Annotated in this window: 22 protein-coding genes; 8 read left to right on the top strand and 14 right to left on the bottom strand. The window is 41.0% G+C overall.

Annotated features, from left to right (window positions below; genetic code table 11):
* Window positions 1-27: 27 nt before the first annotated feature.
* The 8 genes from KUV80_RS17285 to KUV80_RS17250 form a co-directional block, all read right to left on the bottom strand.
* A complete protein-coding gene (locus KUV80_RS17285) occupies window positions 28-942 on the bottom strand; it encodes an ABC transporter permease (RefSeq protein ID WP_222463980.1) in 915 nt (304 codons plus the stop codon).
* A 13-nt stretch (window positions 943-955) separates the two neighbouring features.
* Entirely contained in the window at window positions 956-1,960 is a 1,005-nt protein-coding gene (locus KUV80_RS17280; RefSeq protein ID WP_222463979.1) for an ABC transporter permease, read from the bottom strand.
* Between the two features lie 100 nt (window positions 1,961-2,060).
* A complete protein-coding gene (locus KUV80_RS17275; RefSeq protein WP_222463978.1) occupies window positions 2,061-3,662 on the bottom strand; it encodes an ABC transporter substrate-binding protein in 1,602 nt (533 codons plus the stop codon).
* A gap of 59 nt (window positions 3,663-3,721) precedes the next feature.
* Entirely contained in the window at window positions 3,722-4,696 is a 975-nt protein-coding gene (locus KUV80_RS17270; protein WP_222463977.1) for an ABC transporter ATP-binding protein, read from the bottom strand.
* Window positions 4,671-5,681 (bottom strand): ABC transporter ATP-binding protein, encoded by a 1,011-nt coding sequence (locus KUV80_RS17265; protein WP_222463976.1) that lies wholly within the window; start codon window positions 5,679-5,681, stop codon window positions 4,671-4,673. The genes KUV80_RS17270 and KUV80_RS17265 overlap by 26 nt, the downstream gene beginning before the upstream one ends.
* 213 nt (window positions 5,682-5,894) lie before the next feature.
* Window positions 5,895-7,637, bottom strand: a complete 1,743-nt coding sequence (locus tag KUV80_RS17260; protein ID WP_222463975.1) for an ABC transporter ATP-binding protein — start codon at window positions 7,635-7,637, stop codon at window positions 5,895-5,897.
* A gap of 112 nt (window positions 7,638-7,749) precedes the next feature.
* Entirely contained in the window at window positions 7,750-8,277 is a 528-nt protein-coding gene (gene ntdP / locus KUV80_RS17255; RefSeq protein ID WP_222463974.1) for a nucleoside tri-diphosphate phosphatase, read from the bottom strand.
* A gap of 363 nt (window positions 8,278-8,640) precedes the next feature.
* Complete coding sequence (locus KUV80_RS17250) at window positions 8,641-8,814, bottom strand: gamma-type small acid-soluble spore protein (protein WP_222463973.1); 174 nt, start codon at window positions 8,812-8,814, stop codon at window positions 8,641-8,643.
* A 149-nt stretch (window positions 8,815-8,963) separates the two neighbouring features.
* Here KUV80_RS17250 and KUV80_RS17245 point away from each other — a divergent pair, with 149 nt between their 5' ends.
* Entirely contained in the window at window positions 8,964-9,188 is a 225-nt protein-coding gene (locus KUV80_RS17245) for a hypothetical protein (protein ID WP_222464008.1), read from the top strand.
* A gap of 377 nt (window positions 9,189-9,565) precedes the next feature.
* Here KUV80_RS17245 and KUV80_RS17240 read toward each other — a convergent pair whose 3' ends face one another.
* Genes KUV80_RS17240 through KUV80_RS17230 form a run of 3 tightly spaced genes read right to left on the bottom strand, consistent with a single transcriptional unit; the run spans window position 9,566 to window position 11,749 of the window.
* Window positions 9,566-10,321: an SDR family NAD(P)-dependent oxidoreductase gene (locus tag KUV80_RS17240; protein ID WP_222463972.1), complete on the bottom strand. Its 756-nt coding sequence runs from the start codon at window positions 10,319-10,321 to the stop codon at window positions 9,566-9,568.
* Window positions 10,318-11,433 carry an A/G-specific adenine glycosylase gene (mutY, locus tag KUV80_RS17235; protein ID WP_222463971.1) on the bottom strand — a complete coding sequence of 372 codons (1,116 nt, stop codon included), beginning with the start codon at window positions 11,431-11,433 and terminating at the stop codon, window positions 10,318-10,320. The genes KUV80_RS17240 and mutY overlap by 4 nt, the downstream gene beginning before the upstream one ends.
* A gap of 1 nt (window position 11,434) precedes the next feature.
* Window positions 11,435-11,749, bottom strand: a complete 315-nt coding sequence (locus KUV80_RS17230) for a hypothetical protein (protein WP_222463970.1) — start codon at window positions 11,747-11,749, stop codon at window positions 11,435-11,437.
* A 38-nt stretch (window positions 11,750-11,787) separates the two neighbouring features.
* On the opposite strand from KUV80_RS17230, the gene KUV80_RS17225 reads away from it, so the two are divergent.
* A complete protein-coding gene (locus tag KUV80_RS17225; RefSeq protein WP_222463969.1) occupies window positions 11,788-12,789 on the top strand; it encodes a metal-dependent hydrolase in 1,002 nt (333 codons plus the stop codon).
* A 13-nt stretch (window positions 12,790-12,802) separates the two neighbouring features.
* Here KUV80_RS17225 and KUV80_RS17220 read toward each other — a convergent pair whose 3' ends face one another.
* Entirely contained in the window at window positions 12,803-13,069 is a 267-nt protein-coding gene (locus KUV80_RS17220; protein WP_222463968.1) for a YfhJ family protein, read from the bottom strand.
* Between the two features lie 101 nt (window positions 13,070-13,170).
* Here KUV80_RS17220 and sspK point away from each other — a divergent pair, with 101 nt between their 5' ends.
* Window positions 13,171-13,326: a small, acid-soluble spore protein K gene (sspK, locus tag KUV80_RS17215; RefSeq protein ID WP_222463967.1), complete on the top strand. Its 156-nt coding sequence runs from the start codon at window positions 13,171-13,173 to the stop codon at window positions 13,324-13,326.
* 39 nt (window positions 13,327-13,365) lie between these two features.
* On the top strand, window positions 13,366-13,533 hold the full coding sequence (locus tag KUV80_RS17210) for a YpzG family protein (protein WP_222463966.1): 168 nt from the start codon (window positions 13,366-13,368) through the stop codon (window positions 13,531-13,533).
* 41 nt (window positions 13,534-13,574) lie between these two features.
* Here the strand turns inward: KUV80_RS17210 and KUV80_RS17205 are convergent, their stop codons facing one another.
* Window positions 13,575-13,883, bottom strand: coding sequence for a YfhH family protein (locus KUV80_RS17205; RefSeq protein WP_222463965.1), 309 nt, complete (start codon window positions 13,881-13,883; stop codon window positions 13,575-13,577).
* Between the two features lie 72 nt (window positions 13,884-13,955).
* Here KUV80_RS17205 and KUV80_RS17200 point away from each other — a divergent pair, with 72 nt between their 5' ends.
* Window positions 13,956-14,624, top strand: a complete 669-nt coding sequence (locus KUV80_RS17200) for an SDR family NAD(P)-dependent oxidoreductase (protein WP_222463964.1) — start codon at window positions 13,956-13,958, stop codon at window positions 14,622-14,624.
* Here the strand turns inward: KUV80_RS17200 and recX are convergent.
* Window positions 14,611-15,426: a recombination regulator RecX gene (gene recX / locus KUV80_RS17195; protein ID WP_222463963.1), complete on the bottom strand. Its 816-nt coding sequence runs from the start codon at window positions 15,424-15,426 to the stop codon at window positions 14,611-14,613. The genes KUV80_RS17200 and recX overlap by 14 nt on opposite strands.
* Window positions 15,427-15,567: 141 nt before the next feature.
* Between recX and KUV80_RS17190 the strand changes: the two genes are divergently transcribed.
* The 3 genes from KUV80_RS17190 to KUV80_RS17180 all read left to right on the top strand — a co-directional run bounded on the left by KUV80_RS17190 (window position 15,568) and on the right by KUV80_RS17180 (window position 18,446).
* Window positions 15,568-16,473 carry a TIGR01777 family oxidoreductase gene (locus KUV80_RS17190; RefSeq protein ID WP_222463962.1) on the top strand — a complete coding sequence of 302 codons (906 nt, stop codon included), beginning with the start codon at window positions 15,568-15,570 and terminating at the stop codon, window positions 16,471-16,473.
* A gap of 28 nt (window positions 16,474-16,501) precedes the next feature.
* Window positions 16,502-17,632 carry an amidohydrolase gene (locus KUV80_RS17185; protein WP_222463961.1) on the top strand — a complete coding sequence of 377 codons (1,131 nt, stop codon included), beginning with the start codon at window positions 16,502-16,504 and terminating at the stop codon, window positions 17,630-17,632.
* A 253-nt stretch (window positions 17,633-17,885) separates the two neighbouring features.
* Window positions 17,886-18,446 (top strand): GNAT family N-acetyltransferase, encoded by a 561-nt coding sequence (locus tag KUV80_RS17180; RefSeq protein WP_222463960.1) that lies wholly within the window; start codon window positions 17,886-17,888, stop codon window positions 18,444-18,446.
* Window positions 18,447-18,556 lie beyond the last annotated feature (110 nt).

Raw genomic sequence — 18,556 nt, 5'->3', positions numbered from 1 at the left:
GCCAAACCTCCTCTACTTATTCAAAGATTAGCTCTTCATCCGAGGATCGAGCGCGTCACGCAGTCCGTCACCCATCAAGTTAAAACCAAGAACAGTCAACATGATGGCCAGGCCTGGGAACAAAACAGTCCACGGTGCTTGAATGATAAAGTCTTTTGAATCAGCAAGCATTTTGCCCCACTCAGGAGTTGGAGGCTGTGCACCCATTCCCAAGAAACCAAGTGCTGCCGCTTCAATGATGGCAGTTGCGATGGCTAGTGTTCCTTGTACAATGATCGGTGCCAAGCTGTTCGGCAAAATGTGGTGGATCAAAATTCTTGTGTCACTCATACCAACCGCACGAGCGGCCGTGATATACTCTTCTTCTTTTACACTCAGTACCCTTGAACGAAGCAAACGTCCGAACGTTGGAACGTTAATGATCGCAATTGCAATCAGTGCATTTTTTAATGAAGGTCCTAGTACGGAAACAACTGCGATCGCAAGCAAGATACTTGGGAAAGCTAGCAAAATATCAAAAATACGTGAGATGATCCCATCTACCCATTTACCATAATATCCTGCCACGATACCAAGCACTGATCCGACGATGACAGATCCTGCTACGGAAAAGAAACCAACCCATAAGGAGATACGTGCACCATGAATTACACGGCTTAGGATATCACGGCCGAACTCATCCGTTCCGAACCAGTGCTCAGCAGATGGTGCGATATGTTTATCAGATAGATTCACGTCCTTGTAATGGTAAGGAGCCAACAAATCAGCAAAGATGGCAATCAAGATAAAAAAGGAAACGATGGAAAGACCAACAAGAGCGATCTTGTTTTTCTTAAAACTCCTCCAAGCTTCTTTCCAAGGAGAAATAGCTTTGTCTTCAACGGGTGCTGGTACATGTTGCGGGACTACTGGAGGTGTTGATTTAGCTAGTTGTTCTGACATGCTCTTATTCCTCCTATTTAAATTTAATTCTCGGATCGATCGCTGCATACAGCAAATCTACGAGTAGATTAATTAATACGAAAATGGTAGCCACAACAAGGATTCCTGATTGAATGACAGGATAGTCACGGAAAGAAATAGCATCATAAATATACGTTCCAATACCAGGCCATCCGAAGATCGTTTCAGTTAAGATCGCTCCTCCTAAAAGAAGACCCGTCTGCAATCCGATAACCGTCACAACAGGAATCATTGCATTTTTTAAGGAGTGCTTATACACTACCCAGAACATTTTCATCCCTTTGGCACGAGCGGTACGGATATAGTCAGAACGCATGACTTCAAGCATGCTTGAGCGAGTCATCCTTGCTATAATGGCCATCGGAATCGTTCCCAGTGCGATACCAGGCAAGATAAGATGACGGATAACTTCTGTAAACTGGTCAAACCTTCCCTGAATCAGCGTATCTATTAAATATAAGTGCGTGATTGGGTCTACCGGAACACGAATGTTATCCCTTCCCGTAGTAGGCAGCAGATCCAATTGAATTGAGAAAATGTATTGCTCCATCAATCCAAGCCAGAAGATAGGCATCGACACCCCGATTAATGCAAGAACCATGGCTGTATAGTCGAACCAGGAATTTTGAAACCAAGCTGAAACAATTCCTGCATTTACTCCGACTACAATTGCAATAATCATCGCAACAAGAGCTAGCTCCATTGTAGCTGCTAGATACGGCCAAATTTCCTCTGAAATCGGGACATTGGTTTTTAAAGAGACTCCGAGATCTCCTGCAAATAGACCTTTTATATAGGCAAAAAATTGCGTATACCACGGTTGGTCCAAACCAAGTCGTCTTGTTAATCCCTCAATGGCTTCTTGTGTCGCCTGTTGCCCTAATATGAGCTGTGCTGGATTCCCCGGTATAGCACGAATCATCATAAAAACGATAAATGTCATCCCTAAAAGTACTGGTACAAGTGTTGCTAACCGTCTGATTGTATAGGCAAACATATGGTCACCTCTTTCTGGAAAGATTGAGAATTAACGAGTTTTTCTCATTGTGCAAAAAAAAGGGGAGCAGGATGATCTGCTCCGTACTCCCCGCCATACTTTATTCGAAAGATGTATCCGCAAAAGATTGAGATCCTGTAGGATGCGGAACAAATCCTTTAATTTTGCTAGCTCCCGCTAATTGCGGCTTAGAGTGTACAAGCGGTACCCAAGGAGCATCTTCATGAATGATTACTTGTGCTTTTTTATAAAGCTCAGCACGAGCATCTTCATCTGGAGTAGATTGTGCTTCTAGCAATAGCTTATGAACTTCATCGTTTGCGTAACGAGAATAGTTGTTGGAACCGATATTGTCTTTGTCAAGCAATGTGTAAAGGAAGTTATCAGCGTCTCCATTATCACCCGTCCAGCCAAGCATGAATACAGGTGCTTCACCATTACGAGTCTTTTCAAGGTACGTCCCCCACTCAAACGTTACAATGTTGGCTTCGATGCCAACTTTTGCAAGGTTTGCTTGGATTGCTTCTGCTACTTTTTGTCCGTTTGGCATATATGGACGCGCTACAGGCATTGCCCATAGATCCATCTTGAAGCCATCTGGAACACCAGCTTTAGCTAAAAGTTCTTTCGCTTTTGCTTCGTCATATTCACGGCCTTGAATGCTGTCGTTATAACCATTGATTGAAGGAGGCATTGGGTTTTTAGCCGGCTCAGCTGTTCCTTCGAAGAAGTTGTCGATAATAGCCTGCTTGTCGATTAAGTGGCTGATTGCCTGACGCACTTCTTTCTTATCAAATGGAGCTTTCTCAACGTTAAATCCTAGGTAACCAACGTTCATAGAAGGACGTTCAAACAATTGAAGTTTGCCGTTATCTTGAACTTTTTTCATATCAGATGGATTCAGACCATCCATTAGATCGATTTCGCCTTTTGTTAGTGCATTTAAACGAGAAGAGTTATCTTTGATTACTTTAAATGTAACGCCATCAAGTTTAGGAAGATCTTTAACCCAATAATCTGCGTTCTTTTCTAAAACGATTGTGTCATTTGGCTTCCAGCTTTTGAACTTGAATGGGCCAGTACCAACAGGCTCTTTGCTTAGCTTATCGCCTTCAAATGATTTAGGGCTTGCAATCGCAAATGGGCTCATTGCAATATTCTTTAAGAACGGAGCTTGAGGACGCTTAAGCTTAAATACTACTTTGTTATCACCATCAGCTTTTATGCTTTCAATTACGTGACCTTCGTCTCCTTCAAATCCGCCAAACATAGATTTGTAGTAATAGAACTTCTCTTCGTCTTTACTCTTAGCCCAACGCTCGAAGTTCTTAACTACCGCTTCTGCATTGAACTTTTCTCCATCATGGAACTTAACGCCTTCTTCAAGCTCGAACGTATATGTCAAGCCATCATCCGTTACATTCCATTTTTTAGCAAGACCAGCAACGATATCTGTGTTATCTTTTCCGTAGTTTACGAGTGGCTCATAAATTTGTTCTGTAACGATAAAAGATTCACCATCCGTAACTACAGCTGGATCAAGTGCAACAGAGTCACCGCCGCGTCCGTAGATCATTACGTTGTTCGGATCAACTTTTTCGTCGTCTCCACCATTGCCGCTGTCTCCGCCTGATGAACACCCTGCTAGTGCTAGTGATAAAGCTAGCATTAAAGCAAATAAAGTGAATAAACTTTTCTTCATCTTCTTTCCCCCAGTTCTCATTTTAGTAGTGCCTTTTTGTATATGTACGCGCTTACCCTTTATTCGTATAAATGGCAGGCAGCGTAGTGGCCTTGAGCAACTTCCTTTAATACAGGTTTTACAGATGCGCAATGATCCATCGCTTGCGGGCACCGTGTATGAAACGGGCATCCGGTTGGCGGATTGGACGGACTCGGTACGTCTCCTTGCAGGATGACTCGGTCCTTTTGATGTTCAACATCTGGTATAGGAACAGCTGATAATAAAGCTTGTGTATACGGATGTTTCGGGTTGTCGTAAAGCAGTTCGCTATCCGCGAGCTCCACGATATGGCCCAGATACATAACACCCACTCTGTCACTGATATGGCGTACAACTCCCAAATCATGTGCAATAAACAAATAGGTGAGATCGAATTCTTTTTGCAAGTCTTGTAAAAGGTTCAACACTTGAGATTGTATGGAAACATCCAGTGCTGATACAGGCTCGTCCGCAATAATCAGCTTCGGATTGACAGCTAGTGCCCTTGCGATCCCTATACGCTGACGCTGTCCACCTGAGAATTGGTGTGGATACCGTTTTGCGTGCCAGCTTGAGAGTCCTACAACTTCGAGCAGTTCCTTTACTCTTCTCTTTCGTTCTGCCTTGCCTTTTACACCGTGAACAATCAAAGGTTCCTCTAAGATCTTTTCAACGGTATGACGCGGATTGAGTGAAGCAAAAGGATCTTGAAAGACCATCTGCATTTCACGGCGCTTCTTCCTCATTTCACTCGTCGATATGGTTGTGATATCTTCGCCTTCGAAGTAAATTTTTCCTTCAGTAGGTTCCAATAATCTTAAAAGCATACGACCTGTCGTAGATTTTCCACAGCCGCTTTCTCCAACAAGACCTAGTGTTTCGCCTTTTTTTATAAAAAAGGATATACCGTCAACAGCCTTTACTTCACCGACGGTTTTACCGAGCACACCGCCTTTAATCGGAAAGTGCATCTTTAGATTTTCTACTTTAACTAATGGCTGAGTCTGATTCATGTAAATTCACTCCTTTCCCGTCCTCATAAAGCCAGCATCTCACTTGATGGCTGCCTTCTTGAGTAGTAAGATGAGGAGTTTCTGTGATGCATCTTGTTCCTGCATGCTCACAGCGTGGAGCGAATGAACAGCCTGACTTGATCGATCCTGGTTTAGGAACATTTCCAGGAATGGAATAAAGTCTTCCTACCTTTGCTCTCATATCAGGTACAGACTTGATCAGTCCAACCGTGTATGGGTGTTTAGGATCTTGGAAGATCGTTTTCACATCGCCCTCTTCCACAACTTTCCCCGCATACATAACAACAACGCGTTCACACATTTCAGCAACTACACCTAAATCATGAGTAATCATCATAATGGCAGTGTCTGTCTCTTTGTTCAATCGTTTCATTAAATCCAGAATTTGTGCTTGAATGGTTACATCAAGAGCGGTAGTAGGCTCGTCCGCGATCAGAAGCTTCGGGTCACAGATCATAGCCATCGCAATCATGACACGCTGTCTCATTCCTCCGGATAGTTGATGTGGATATTCTCTTACAAGCTCTTCTGCTCTTGGAAGGCCGACTAGTTTAAGCATCTCAATCGCTTTAGCCATTGCCTCTTTTTTCGACCATTTTCTATGTATACGCAGTGATTCAATCAGCTGGTCACCGATTGTGATGACCGGATTTAAGCTTGTCATCGGCTCCTGAAAAATCATTCCGATCTCATTTCCTCTGATCTGTCGCATTCTTCTTTCTGGGGCAGAAGCAAGATTTTCACCTTTAAAGAGGATTTCCCCTTCGATCTTCCCAGGTGGGGTCGGTACTAATCCCATCACAGATAATGATGTAACACTTTTGCCGCAGCCCGATTCACCAACTATGCCTAAAACTTCGCCAGGGTTAATGTGAAAATCGACACCGTCAACAGCCGGAATTGCACCATCCTCTGTCAGGAAAGAAGTCTTCAGATTCTTAACTTCTAAAACAGGATTGCCCATGAGATCTCACTCCTTTCTCTAAGCTGTCAAATTTCCTAGAATATTACTTCTCTGTTGTGAATTATGACACTACTCAGACATTTTGACAATAATAAATTTTCAGAATAATCGACAAATATACCATCCGTTGTAGGTCTAAAGTATTATTTTTATTCAATTTATTACATTCTGATTACAGAAAAAAGACGGGCAGGTGCCCGTCTTTTACATTCATTACTTTAATTGTTGAACCGTAAATAAATCATGATATGGTCCTTGTTTTTCCATCAATTCTTTATGATTGCCAATTTCAGCGATTTTACCGTGTTCAATGACGACAATGCGGTCTGCATGCGTAATCGTAGACAGGCGATGAGCAACTATGAAAGTTGTCCGATCCTTCGCTAATTTTTCCAATGCTTCTTGAATAAGATGTTCACTTTCTAAATCAAGAGCAGAGGTCGCTTCATCTAAAATAAGGATAGGCGGATTCTTTAAGAAAACCCTGGAGATGGCAACACGCTGTTTTTGACCGCCTGATAATTTCACACCGCGCTCACCTATTTTCGTATCGTACCCGTCTGGCAAATTCATGATAAACTCATGGGCGTTTGCAGCTTTTGCGCTTGAAATCATCTGCTCATCTGTAGCATCAGGGTTACCCATAAGAATATTCGCCCGGACTGATTCACTAAACAATATATTGTCTTGAAGCACCATACCTATATTATCGCGCAGCGTTCTTACTTGGAAATTCCGGATGTCCGTGCCATCAAGTTTCAAACTGCCTTCTGTTACATCATAAAACCGCGGAATCAGGCTGATCAACGAAGATTTCCCTCCACCGCTCATTCCTACAAGTGCGATCGTCTCACCAGGTCTGACAGACAATGAGACGTTGTGCAGAACATCTGCCTCTTCTTCATTATAAGCAAAAGAAACATTTTGGAATTCGACCGCACCTTTAACATTTTTAAGAGGCTTAGCTCCAGGAGAATCCTCTATGTCATACGTTTCATCTAAAAATTCAAACATTCTGTCCATGGAAGCCACGGATTGTGTCAGTGTCGTTGAAGAATTAACAAGTCTTCTAAGCGGACTATACAGCCTGTCCATATAGGCTACAAAAGCGACTAACGCTCCAATGGTTATGTTTCCTTTGATGCCTTGATAAGCAGCAAATCCTATTACTAAAAGTGGAGCAATATCTGTCACCGTATTAACGACCGAAAAGGTTTTCGCATTCCATTTCGTATGATCCATCGCTCGATTTAAGAACGTACTGTTTCGTTTATCAAACTCAACTTGTTCATGATCCTCAAGCGCAAAACTTCTGATTACTGACATTCCTTGAACACGCTCATGAAGATGGCCTTGCACTTCAGCAAGAGCTTGAGATCGGTCTTTCGTTAATTGACGAAGGCGGGCATAAAAGAACTTCACCGAAAACGCATAGACGGGCAGCATTGACAAAGCAACGATCGTCAGCCAAAAATCCATGGAAAACATAATCGCTGTTGCAATGATAATCGTTGCCATATCGAGCCAAACGTTCATAAGACCCGTAATGACGAACGTTTTCGTCTGCTCTACATCATGAATGACTCTTGAAATAATTTCTCCAGACTTGTGATTGGAATAAAAACGAAGACTCAGCCTTTGGATGTGATCAAACATCTTATCGCGAATGTCATACAAGATTTTGCTTCCTACCCACTGTGCATAATATTGTCTCCAATATTCTATAGGAGGTCTTAAAACAACAAAGATCAATGCTGCTCCACCCATGATCCAATACAACTTACTTAACTTCTCATCAAGAGGTAAAGTCGTCTGAATAATGTCATCGACCACATATTTTAAAATGAGAGGTGTTAATAAAGGGATACCAAATTTAGCGAGTCCGATCATTATCGTCCAGAAAATTTGTCCTTTATATGGTTTTACAAAAGATAAATACCGTTTCATACTATCCATTACTCTTCACACCATTCTGTTTCATAAAGAAAACTTGGCCAGCGCCAAGTTATCACGTAAAACTTGAGATAAAAAAAGGATAACCCGCTGACTATTCAACAGGTTTTCCTTTTTAACGAAATTCTAAATATCTTTCATACCATTCTTCCACAAAACCTGGTTCGAACGGTCCCTTTTTTTGTGTAACCATCAAGATTAATTCCTGAAGATTCTTTTGTATAATAGCATCTAGCTGACTTGGATATCTCATCATTCTTTTATGAAGTTCATATTCATCTTCATCTAATAATATATACGTTCCATCAGGAAAGACCTTAATATCTAAATCATAATCGATATACTTTAACGCTTCTTTATCCCACATAAAGGGTGAGCCTAAATTACAGTAATAATAAATACCATCTTCCCGAATCATACCTATTACATTAAACCATTGCTTCGAATTAAAATAGCAGATAGCTGGCTCTCTCGTCCGCCATTGTCTGCCATCGGATTCCGTTACTAATATACGGTCATTGCCACAGATCACCTGACTAGGTGTTCCTTTTAAAATGACTGTATCTTCCCAGTTCCGATGAAGATAGCCATTATGTTTATAGCTTTGAATATTGATTATACTTCCGGTTGCAGGAAAACTCATCTCTCTCTCCTTTCTGCCCGAGTTCCGGAAGCTAATGTTACCTATTGAGTTGTTAACTCTCCTTTCTTCTAACCATTTGTCGGTAATTCACCAGCTCCATGATTAAACCTCGTTCTACAATTTGTTTTTTGTTCCTTTATTCCCGATTCATTGCCTTCTTACAAAACACGCTTTTTTTCTCTCCTTTATTATATCGTTTTAAGAATAGTTTGGAAATGTACTTGTCCCGGTTTTTTAAAATAAAGCGCCTTTTTTATCAAAATTCCACACTAATTAGTATTCCCATGGGATATGTATAGAAAACGTAGTGATAAAAACTAAAAAATGCCCCCTAGTGACTAGGGAGCATTTCTCAGATAGAGGTTACTGTTGGTTCTTTTTTTGAGCAGACTGTTGGTTTTGCTGACGAACGTGTTGTGCGTCAGTTTCGCTAGCATACTCAGTTCCGTATGATTGACCAGCTTGTTGTTGTTGAGCATTCTGCTGTGCTTGACGAGCAGCTTGCTGTTGTTTTTGTTGTTGTTGTTGTTTGTCCATGATTTTCACCTCCACGAAATATAATTTACCCGCTGTCTGTCTGTTTTATAATCAGATTTTGTTATTAGATATTTCCAGTATTAAAAAGCTGAAAAATGGGGGATAAATGAATGATTAGATTAAATAAACAATCAAAGGAGGACTTAATCATGTATGTAGGAAGAGACATGACTGAACTTAGTATGACGAGCAAGACCGAGTGGAAAGATGAAGAACTAGCCTATTTCCACCATTCACTGCAGCAGATAGCCCCTTATTTAAACGAAGAAGGAACAAGCATCCACCGTGAAATTATTAAAGAAATAGAAGCAAGAGGCGGTTTACAGCGTCATGAAGCAGATTGGACGCATGGAACCGAGATTAAATATGACTAAATTTTTCAAGAGGGATAACTTACAGGGAGAGCTTGCAGCAGATTCGTTTTAAAATCCGTATGGCGAGCATAAAAACCGTATAGCGAGCCTAAAATCCGTACGGCGAGCATAAAAACCGTATAGCGAGCCTAAAATCCGTATGGCGAGCATAAAATCCGTATGGCGAGCATAAAATCCGTATGGCGAGCATAAAATCCGTATGGCGAGCATAAAATCCGTATGGCGAGCATAAAATCCGTATGGCGAGCATAAAATCCGTATGGCGAGCATAAAATCCGTATGGCGAGCATAAAATCCGTATGGCGAGCATAAAATCCGTATGGCGAGCATAAAAACAAGCCCCGGCGTTCCGCGGGGCTTGTTTTCATTCTATCTCATTAGAAATTGCTGTAAGACTGGCCGCCATCGACGTTCAGTGTACTTCCCACAACCCAAGATGCTTTTTTTGATGCTAAAAATACAGCTACATTCGCAACTTCTTCTACTGTTCCAAACCGGCCAGCAGAAATATGTTCTTCCACGAACGCCTTTATTTTATCTGGATCTTGTTCCAGTCTTTTTTTCCAATTTCCTGTTTCATGTAAAATTGACCCTGGCGCAATACCATTCACACGAATGCCTTTCGATATCACTTCGTCCCCAAATGATTTGGTAAACGAAATCAGTGCGGCCTTACTCGCATTGTAAGTCGGTTTTCCGCCAGACTCGCGGCCAAATATAGACGAGATGTTAATGATCGAACCTCCATCAACATTGCCGCTCATTACATTTGCTGCTCTCTTACTTAAATCAACAGCCGACAAAAAATTCAAATGCATGGCTTCCTCAAACTGCTCCATGTTTGTCTCCAACACTGACGAACCATTGCTCCCACCTGCATTGTTAACCAAAACATCAATTGTTCCGAACTTCTCAATAAAAGCATTCATGATTCGTTCACGATCTCCGATGTCCGTGACATCTCCTTGAAAAACCTCAATCCCGTCTTTCTGGGCAGCTTCAAGATTGTTCAGATTTCTGCCAACGATCCCCACTTTGGCTCCCTCTTCTAAAAAAGCATAAGCGATTCCTTGGCCTATTCCTTTAGATCCCCCTGTTACGAGAACTGCTTTCCCTTTTAGTTCTAAGTTCATAAAATTAATGCCTCCTTCACGAGCCGGATAATTTTTTGATGAGAAACCGCAAATGGATAGTTGTCCAGTTCGGATACGCTTACCCATTTCCAATCTGGTGGAAGCTCCTTTTTAGAAACCTCCATTTTTCCTTTCCATATTTGGATTTCCCATTTTAGATGAGAAAAAACATGCTCGATATATCCAACCTTCTCCTCAAGCATCACGTCCGCTTCAACGTTCTCTTCCACATAGTCCGTTAAAGCAACGGCCTCTTCATCTTTTTTCGATCCAACATATTCTGTGTTAGGAAACTCCCACATGTTCGCTAATAAACCTTCTGACGGCCTTTTGTGAAGAAGTAAGCTCCCATCCTCTCCAACGATGATCCCCGCGGCCATCTTAGCTTTTCTGACTTTCGTTTTTCCTAATTTAACAGGCAGCTCTCTTTGCTTTCCTTCTTCAAACCCTCTACAAAGGTCACGCATCGGACAGAGTAGACAGGCTGGTGACTTGGGTGTGCAGATCAATGCCCCAAGCTCCATCAGCGCCTGGTTAAACGAAGACGGATCTTCATGAGAGATTAATTCGCGAACAGCCTTTTCAAAAGTGACGCGCGTTTTCGGCTTACTGATGTCTTCTTCAATTAAAAGGATTCGCGATAAAACTCGCATGACATTTCCGTCAACAGCAGGTTCAGGTACACCATAGGCAATACTTAAAATGGCTCCTGCTGTGTAAGGACCTACGCCTTTTAAGCTGGCAATTTCACGCGGTGTATCTGGAACTTTTCCACCGTAAGATTCGCATACTTCTCTAACTGCGGTTTGTAAGTTTCGAACTCGGGAATAATAACCTAGACCCTCCCATGCTTTCAGAACTTTTTCTTCATCGGCATAAGCAAGATCGTGAAGTGTGGGGAATAAGGTTGTAAATCGTTCGAAATAAGGAATGACCGTATCTACTCTTGTCTGCTGGAGCATGATCTCTGACACCCAGACTCGATATGGATCTTGATTTTTGCGCCACGGCAGTGTCCGCTTATTTTCACGGTACCATTCAAGCAAGTTGTTTTGAAATTGTTTCACATATGTGGCGTCTAGGGAAAATATAGTATTACTTGTTGTGTTCAATTTAAATATCTTCCTTTACATTCATTTTTTCAAACGCCCAACAGTGTATTTTTTCAAATCCTCCTGATACTAAAGCATGAAGACGAGAAAAAACAGGGTGATCATGTGACGTTCTGGCATCTTTAATCGCCTTATATGCATCGATATCGTAAACTTGAAAGCATTCAACGTAGAGTGACGGCTGATCTGCCGCTCTATACCACCGAATATCAGATGCACCTGACATCTCAAGCTCTTTAATCACAGAAGTCATTACCGTTTCATAAGATTGAAAGGTATCTGGATTTACTTTATACTCCATAAAAACTGTTATCATCTATATTTCACTCCATTCCTACATAGGAGGTGATCGCCTTGGATACAGGCACACATATTGTGATGGGGTTGGGATTAGGCGGTTTAGCCATGCTGGATCCTGCGATTGCAAACGATCCTGTGACATCCCAAGCTATCCTTGCCGGGACACTAGTTGGTTCCCAGGCACCTGACTTTGATACCATTCTAAAACTAAAAAATAATGCAGTCTATATCCGAAATCATCGGGGACTCACACACTCTTTGCCTGCTCTAATCATCTGGCCCCTTTTACTATTCGGTATAATATCTTTATTTGTGCCAGAAGCAAACGGCGGAAAACTTCTACTATGGACGTCTATCGCTGTTTTTCTCCACGTTTTTGTTGATATATTTAATGCATACGGTACCCAAGCATTATACCCTATCTCAAAAAAATGGATTGCGCTTGGGGTGATCAGTATTTTTGATCCATTTATCTTTTTCCTTCATATCGCAGGACTTCTCCTTTGGTATGTTGGTATCGATCCAGGAATTACGTTTCTTGCCGTTTATGTAATCCTTGTTTTTTATTACATTTGGCGAATCATTGCACGTCAGCAAGTTAACAAAATCGTTCTGCAAGCAATACCAGAGGCAGAGGAAATCTATGCCTCCCCCACTTTCCGCTGGGGACAATATCATCTTGCCATCAAATCAAAGCATGAATTTTTTGTGGCAGGATTAAAGAACGGAAAAGTAACCGTCTGGGATACGTTCGACCGATTGCCTGTCCCACAATCCGAATTGGTGGATGCTGCGAAACTTGATAAAAACATCTCGGCTTTCCTTTCGTTCTCCCCCGTTCATAGGTGGGAGATTGAAAAGAATGATCACGGTCATATGGTTCAATTTATAGATCTAAGGTACAGAAGTAAAGGGCACTATCCGTTTGTGGCTATGGTCCAATTAGATGAAAATCTTAATATCATTACTTCATATACGGGATGGGTATATTCCGAAGACCGGTTGAAAAAGAAAATGGATTTTTCTCCAATGGATCTTATAAATAACAATGAATAAGAAAAGAGACGGGCTAGTTAATCGGCCCGTCTTTTTTAATGAAACGCTGGAATTTAGGGTTGGTTGAAACGTATTCATGAAGCTTATGACCGTAGGAAGTGATGAGCTGCGTGACCATTTTTTCTGTTACTTCTTGTCCTTCATACTCTCGTCCAGCTTTTGCACGTGTTGATTCAAAATCTTCCCATAATCCTTCCACCCATTCCCTTGCTTCTTGGTCACTTAGGGTGGTGTTCATTTTTTGCAGTAATTTCGCTAATCTGTCGAAACGCTCTTCCATTTTTCTCCCTCCTTAACCAATTTTTAAAGAAAGTCCCGTCACATAAAGGATTCTATCACGTTCCATACTAGGTGAGAACCGATTAAAAGGAGGGAAAACCCATGAGAAATAAATCGAAAAACTTCCCTAATCGGATCTCCTTCTCAGGTGAGCCGAGAGCAAAAGAAGAGTTCTCTTCTAAGCGGCCAGATGGAACCACTCGCGACCATCCACAGGAGCGAATGTTTTTATCCAATCAACACCGAGATGATCAGTAATTCTTGCGGTTATGAATTTCATTCTGGGGGGTGTATCAGATGAACAAAAAACAGTACTTTCAATCAACTCTGTTTAATGGCAAATATTCTGACCCCTTTCACTCACCGCGTGCAAACTCGAAGCATGCGTATAACCAAGTGAACGGGGAGACCCAGCAAGCATTGAATAACTATGTGCTAGAAATTCAAACACGTAAGCGTTCATAGTGAAGAATAAAGGAGCGATTTTTCTTTATCGCTTCTTTATTTTATTGCTCTAATACAGAAATGGGCAAAGCCTCAAGGGTACTCTGTTTATTTTTATAACCCCAGGCAAAAATACCATTTAAATAGAGAACCGAAAATGTTGAACCCGGATCACCTACTATTCCGTAATCTTTTCCGCTTTCTATGACTGAAGGATCCATTAAATAGCATTTAGCCATTGCGATTTTTCGTTCATGAACGGCATATTCACTTACCATACCCATCTGTTCCGCTTTTTGTGCTTTTGCTCGTAAGGATGCGATTTCGGCTATTATTTCAGCTTCCGTCATTTCGCTAAATCTTTTTTCCATTTGAATCTTTCCTTTCTTTTCTGTACGCTAGGACTTACGTTACAACATGATTTTACATAGGAGTGATTTGTCTTGAAAAAAACAGTAATCATAACTGGCGGCGGCTCCGGTCTAGGACTTGCCTTAGCCCGACAATACAGCAACGCCTATCATGTCTGTTTGCTCGGCCGCACAGAACCGAAACTCAAACAAGCCGTTCAAACCATCACAAGCGACAATCGAGTATCTTATCAAGTTTGCGATGTTACGGATTATAATCAGGTATTAACCGTTTTAAAAAAGATATTTGATGAAGATCAAGTTCATCTTCTAATAAACAATGCAGGAACTGGAGTGTTTGATTCCCTTCATTCGTTATCTGAAGCTGATATCAAGCACATGGTTGAGACGAATGTTTATGGCACTATCTTTCCATCGAAAGCATCCTTTCCCCTATTTAAAAAACAAGGAACCGGTAAAGTAATGAACATTATTTCTACAGCCGGTTTGAGAGGAAAAGTGAATGAGTCCATTTATTGTGCCACTAAATTTGCCGTTCGGGGTTTTACTGAGAGCCTCGTTAAAGAATGGGATGGAACAAATATCTATCCAACAGCCGTCTATATGGGTGGCATGGATACACCATTCTGGAATGAATCAGATCATATTCAAGACCGTTCACGATTAAAATCACCTGAATTAGTAGCACAAATGATATACGAGCAAGATGATAACCGGTCTGAAATATTTATTGATCGGTAAGCTCGTCACCGCTCAGCAACTCAGTTATAACGGATGAATCGAAGCCTTTGCCGTATAAATACCGTTTCATGCGAGCTTCATACTCGTAGCCGGTATGTTTTTTATACTTGTTGTGTGCTTTTTTGGCATGAACGAGCAAGGCTTCTTTTTCTTCCTCTGCCGTTTGACTGATCTGTGCTTGTTGAAAGGCAAGCTCAATAACTTCCCACGTAAAACCTTTTTGCTGCAGCTGCTGCGCAATTTTTTGCTTTTGCTCTTTTTCCGAACGTTTCGCTCTTCCAGAAAATTGTTTTTGTATAAACTTCACACTAGCTTCTAATTGCTGTTCATACGTGAACTGACTGATCGCTCCTTCTGAGTCTATTTCTCCAATTCCTTTTTTCTTCAGTTCCTGGCGGATGGCACCAGGCCCTTTAAAAGAAGTATTCATACGGCTTTTAACAAAAGCATCCGCAAAGCTCTTATCGTTAACAAAATCATATTCAGAAAGTCTAGAGATCACTCTTTTAACCGTGTGTTCCGGGACCTCTTTCTTTTCAAGAAACGCTTCTATTTCATGAACGGTACGCATCCGGTAAGAAAGAAAATGGAGCGCTTTGTTAAAAGCTTTACGAAATTGATCTTCATCAATGATCTCTTCCCACTCTTCTTCATTGATCTCCATTCCTTTTTGAAGCTGGAATTTTATGAGCACATCCGCATCCACACTAAAAGCAAACTCTTCTTTTGTTCCTTTTTGAATAAAGATATTAAATCGTTCATCATTTTTTTGCTGAGCAGAAATCCTTGTTATGACAGCCATCTACCCACCTGCTTTCTGTCTCTATTTTACCATAAGTGGTATTGCAGTTTAAAAAAATCCCCCTTTTAACGAGCGGTAAACAAGGGAATTAAGAGGGAAAGGGTAAATAGTTATAAAGAGAATGGTGAGAGGAGATTAATTATGAAAAATATCTTAATTTCTGGCGGCAGCGGATTTGTAGGGAAACACATTACAAAGATCTTGCAAGAAGATCAGAACCACGTCTATATACTCACCCGTAATCTCAGTGGAAAACCGAAAGAACCTAATGTTTCATATGTGGAATGGCTCACTCCTCAAAGTACACCTGAAAAGGAGCTTCCTAAGATCGATGCTGTAATCAATCTCGCTGGAGAATCCATTAATGGTCGATGGACAGCAGAGAAAAAACAAGCGATATTAAACAGCCGTTTAAATGCAACTCAGGAACTATTGAATCTTGCCAAAAAAATGCCTGAAGCACCTTCTGTTTGGGTGAACGCTTCTGCAATTGGCTATTATGGAACATCCGAATCAGAAATATTTACGGAAAACACAACAAATCATGGCTCGGATTTTTTAGCAGAAGTAGTAAAAGCGTGGGAAACGAAGGCGAGTGAAGCAGAGAATATCGGTTGCAGAACCGTATTTACCCGTTTTGGGCTAATTCTTGGCAGAGATGGTGGCGTTCTTCCTCAACTCACCCTTCCCTATCGTTTTTTTGCAGGAGGAACAGTCGGTTCAGGTGATCAATGGATATCGTGGGTACATGTTGAAGACGTTGCAAGGATGATTAAAGAAGTCATAAATAACGAGGCGTATAGTGGTCCTGTAAATATAACCGCACCCCATCCTGTAACGATGAAAGAATTTGGTCAAGTCACTGGTGATGTAATGAACCGTCCTCATTGGCTGCCTGCTCCATCCTTCGCGTTTAAGCTTATTTTTGGAGAAATGAGCATGCTTATTTTAGAAGGTCAGCAAGTTCTTCCAGAAAAAGCGGTTCATAGAGGATACTCCTTTAAGTATTCTCATTTAAAAGGGGCTTTACAAGATTTGATACAATAAAAATAAGACGATTTCTAAGGTGAAAAAAATGAAAAAACTCATTCAAAAAGCAAAAGTATATCCCATTACAAGCCAAGTTCTTGAACAGGGAGATGTATTAATAGAAAACGGAAAGATCGTGGCGGTTGATCAATATATCGAACCCACAGAAGAAATGGAGATCATTTCGGCAGAAGGACTTCATCTTCTTCCCGGATTTATAGACGTACATACCCATTTAGGTCTTTATGATGAAGGTACAGGATGGGCTGGTAATGATGCGAATGAAACGCATGAAGTGTTAACACCTCATATACGAGCAATTGATGGCTGCCATCCACTTGATATCGCCTTTAAGGATGCTGTTAAATTTGGTGTAACAACTGCCCACATCATGCCTGGAAGCGCCAATGTTATTGGTGGTACGACCTCTGTTATTAAAACGTACGGACACGATATCAGGAAGATGATTATTAAAGAAACAGCTGGTCTTAAAATTGCTCTTGGTGAAAACCCAAAGCGAATTCACAGTGGCCGGCATAACGATTCTATCACCCGGATGGGAATCATGGGGATGCTGCGCGAAGCCTTCTATCAGGCAAAGGATTCGGCTTATCAAGATAACTTACGAGTTGCCCCAATAGCAGCCGCGTTAAATCGCGAAATTCCTGTGCGCATTCATGCTCACCGTGCTGATGATATTTTATCTGCAATCCGTTTTGCTGAGGAATTCAACTTAGATTTCAGGATTGAACACTGTACGGAAGGTCATCTTGTTGCAGACTTATTCAAAGATTTAAACCTTATGGTTAGCGTTGGACCTACCCTTACTCGAAAATCGAAAATCGAATTAAAGAACAAAACTTGGGATACCTATCGAATACTATCTGAAAATAATGTCGAAGTTTCGATAACTACGGACCATCCTTATATTCCGATTCAATATTTAAATGTTTGTGCAGCCATTGCTGTTCGGGAAGGTTTAGACGAAAAAAAGGCGCTTGAGGGCATCACGATTGCTCCTGCAAAAAACCTTGGAATAGCGAATCGTGTCGGAAGCCTAGAAATCGGAAAAGATGCTGATTTATCCCTCTGGACAGAGCATCCGTTCCACTTTTCAGCTACCCCTGTCATGACCCTTATCGATGGAGAAATAATTTACAAAAAATCTACAAAATAACTATTTTCTTTTTTTGAAAAATAAATTATGATACAAGAAGAGCAACATGCGGATCTACAAAATCCGGAACAGATAAACATGCTCTTTGATTCAAAAACAAAAATTATTTCTATAAATTAAATACTGAGCAAGGGAAGGCAATTGGTGCGCCACCAGCTATGACTGGTCCTAGTGGGTTCGATTCCCACCCCGAATTAATTTTTATTCTTAATTCGAGGGTGGGGGATATCTCTGCCCTCTAGGAGGGATTAAATTGTTGAAAAAGCGTGATTTACAGGAGAGTCATGTTCTTTACAATTTAATGGTGCACCCAGACGTCTTCCCTTTTGTACGCCAAAAAGCGGATTCTTTTGAAGAATTTATGTTCTTGACGAAGCAGACGCTAGAAGAAGAAGAACAAGGAAAGATCATCTCCAGAACGATATTGGATGAGTGGCAAAATCCAATCGGCACCATTAATCTATTCGATGTTCAAGAGGGCTATGGCTTTCTTGGAACGTGGATTGGTCAGCCATATTTCGGAAAAGGATATAACCATTTAGCAAAAGAAGCTTTCTTTTCTGAACTGTTTTATGAGAAGGACATTCATACGATTTTTATGAGGATTCGTAAAGTGAATGGACGTTCTCAAAAAGCTGCCGAAAAAATTCCTTACGTGACACTTGCAAATGAGACACGAAAGGATATTTATGATCAGCTTAATCAAGGTCAGGATATTTATAATCTTTATCAAATTGAAAAAGATAACTACATGATGCATCACCTTCGTAATCAGCCTTTAGAAATTGTTGAAGAACAATTAAAGGAAGCTTAATACAGGTAACATCTATAAATAGCTTGCACATACTAAGATCACCTTCGTTTTTGGAAGGTGGTTTTTTATTTTGGCGTTTTTCGGAAACTTTGTTGCTCATGAAAGTTATT

It is taken from the genome of Fictibacillus nanhaiensis (assembly GCF_019801215.1).
GTDB classification, from domain to species: domain Bacteria; phylum Bacillota; class Bacilli; order Bacillales; family Fictibacillaceae; genus Fictibacillus; species Fictibacillus nanhaiensis_C.
This window is presented reverse-complemented; position numbering and strand designations above follow the sequence as displayed.

What these genes read in the sequence shown, in the direction of transcription:
- KUV80_RS17285 (WP_222463980.1), bottom strand. Translation starts at nt 942, where the DNA reads ATGTCAGAACAACTAGCTAAATCAACACCTCCAGTAGTCCCGCAACAT.
- KUV80_RS17280 (WP_222463979.1), bottom strand. Translation starts at nt 1,960, where the DNA reads ATGTTTGCCTATACAATCAGACGGTTAGCAACACTTGTACCAGTACTT.
- KUV80_RS17275 (WP_222463978.1), bottom strand. Translation starts at nt 3,662, where the DNA reads ATGAAGAAAAGTTTATTCACTTTATTTGCTTTAATGCTAGCTTTATCA.
- KUV80_RS17270 (WP_222463977.1), bottom strand. Translation starts at nt 4,696, where the DNA reads ATGAATCAGACTCAGCCATTAGTTAAAGTAGAAAATCTAAAGATGCAC.
- KUV80_RS17265 (WP_222463976.1), bottom strand. Translation starts at nt 5,681, where the DNA reads ATGGGCAATCCTGTTTTAGAAGTTAAGAATCTGAAGACTTCTTTCCTG.
- KUV80_RS17260 (WP_222463975.1), bottom strand. Translation starts at nt 7,637, where the DNA reads ATGGATAGTATGAAACGGTATTTATCTTTTGTAAAACCATATAAAGGA.
- ntdP (WP_222463974.1), bottom strand. Translation starts at nt 8,277, where the DNA reads ATGAGTTTTCCTGCAACCGGAAGTATAATCAATATTCAAAGCTATAAA.
- KUV80_RS17250 (WP_222463973.1), bottom strand. Translation starts at nt 8,814, where the DNA reads ATGGACAAACAACAACAACAACAAAAACAACAGCAAGCTGCTCGTCAA.
- KUV80_RS17245 (WP_222464008.1), top strand. Translation starts at nt 8,964, where the DNA reads ATGTATGTAGGAAGAGACATGACTGAACTTAGTATGACGAGCAAGACC.
- KUV80_RS17240 (WP_222463972.1), bottom strand. Translation starts at nt 10,321, where the DNA reads ATGAACTTAGAACTAAAAGGGAAAGCAGTTCTCGTAACAGGGGGATCT.
- KUV80_RS17230 (WP_222463970.1), bottom strand. Translation starts at nt 11,749, where the DNA reads ATGATAACAGTTTTTATGGAGTATAAAGTAAATCCAGATACCTTTCAA.
- KUV80_RS17220 (WP_222463968.1), bottom strand. Translation starts at nt 13,069, where the DNA reads ATGGAAGAGCGTTTCGACAGATTAGCGAAATTACTGCAAAAAATGAAC.
- sspK (WP_222463967.1), top strand. Translation starts at nt 13,171, where the DNA reads ATGAGAAATAAATCGAAAAACTTCCCTAATCGGATCTCCTTCTCAGGT.
- KUV80_RS17210 (WP_222463966.1), top strand. Translation starts at nt 13,366, where the DNA reads ATGAACAAAAAACAGTACTTTCAATCAACTCTGTTTAATGGCAAATAT.
- KUV80_RS17205 (WP_222463965.1), bottom strand. Translation starts at nt 13,883, where the DNA reads ATGGAAAAAAGATTTAGCGAAATGACGGAAGCTGAAATAATAGCCGAA.
- recX (WP_222463963.1), bottom strand. Translation starts at nt 15,426, where the DNA reads ATGGCTGTCATAACAAGGATTTCTGCTCAGCAAAAAAATGATGAACGA.
- KUV80_RS17190 (WP_222463962.1), top strand. Translation starts at nt 15,568, where the DNA reads ATGAAAAATATCTTAATTTCTGGCGGCAGCGGATTTGTAGGGAAACAC.
- KUV80_RS17185 (WP_222463961.1), top strand. Translation starts at nt 16,502, where the DNA reads ATGAAAAAACTCATTCAAAAAGCAAAAGTATATCCCATTACAAGCCAA.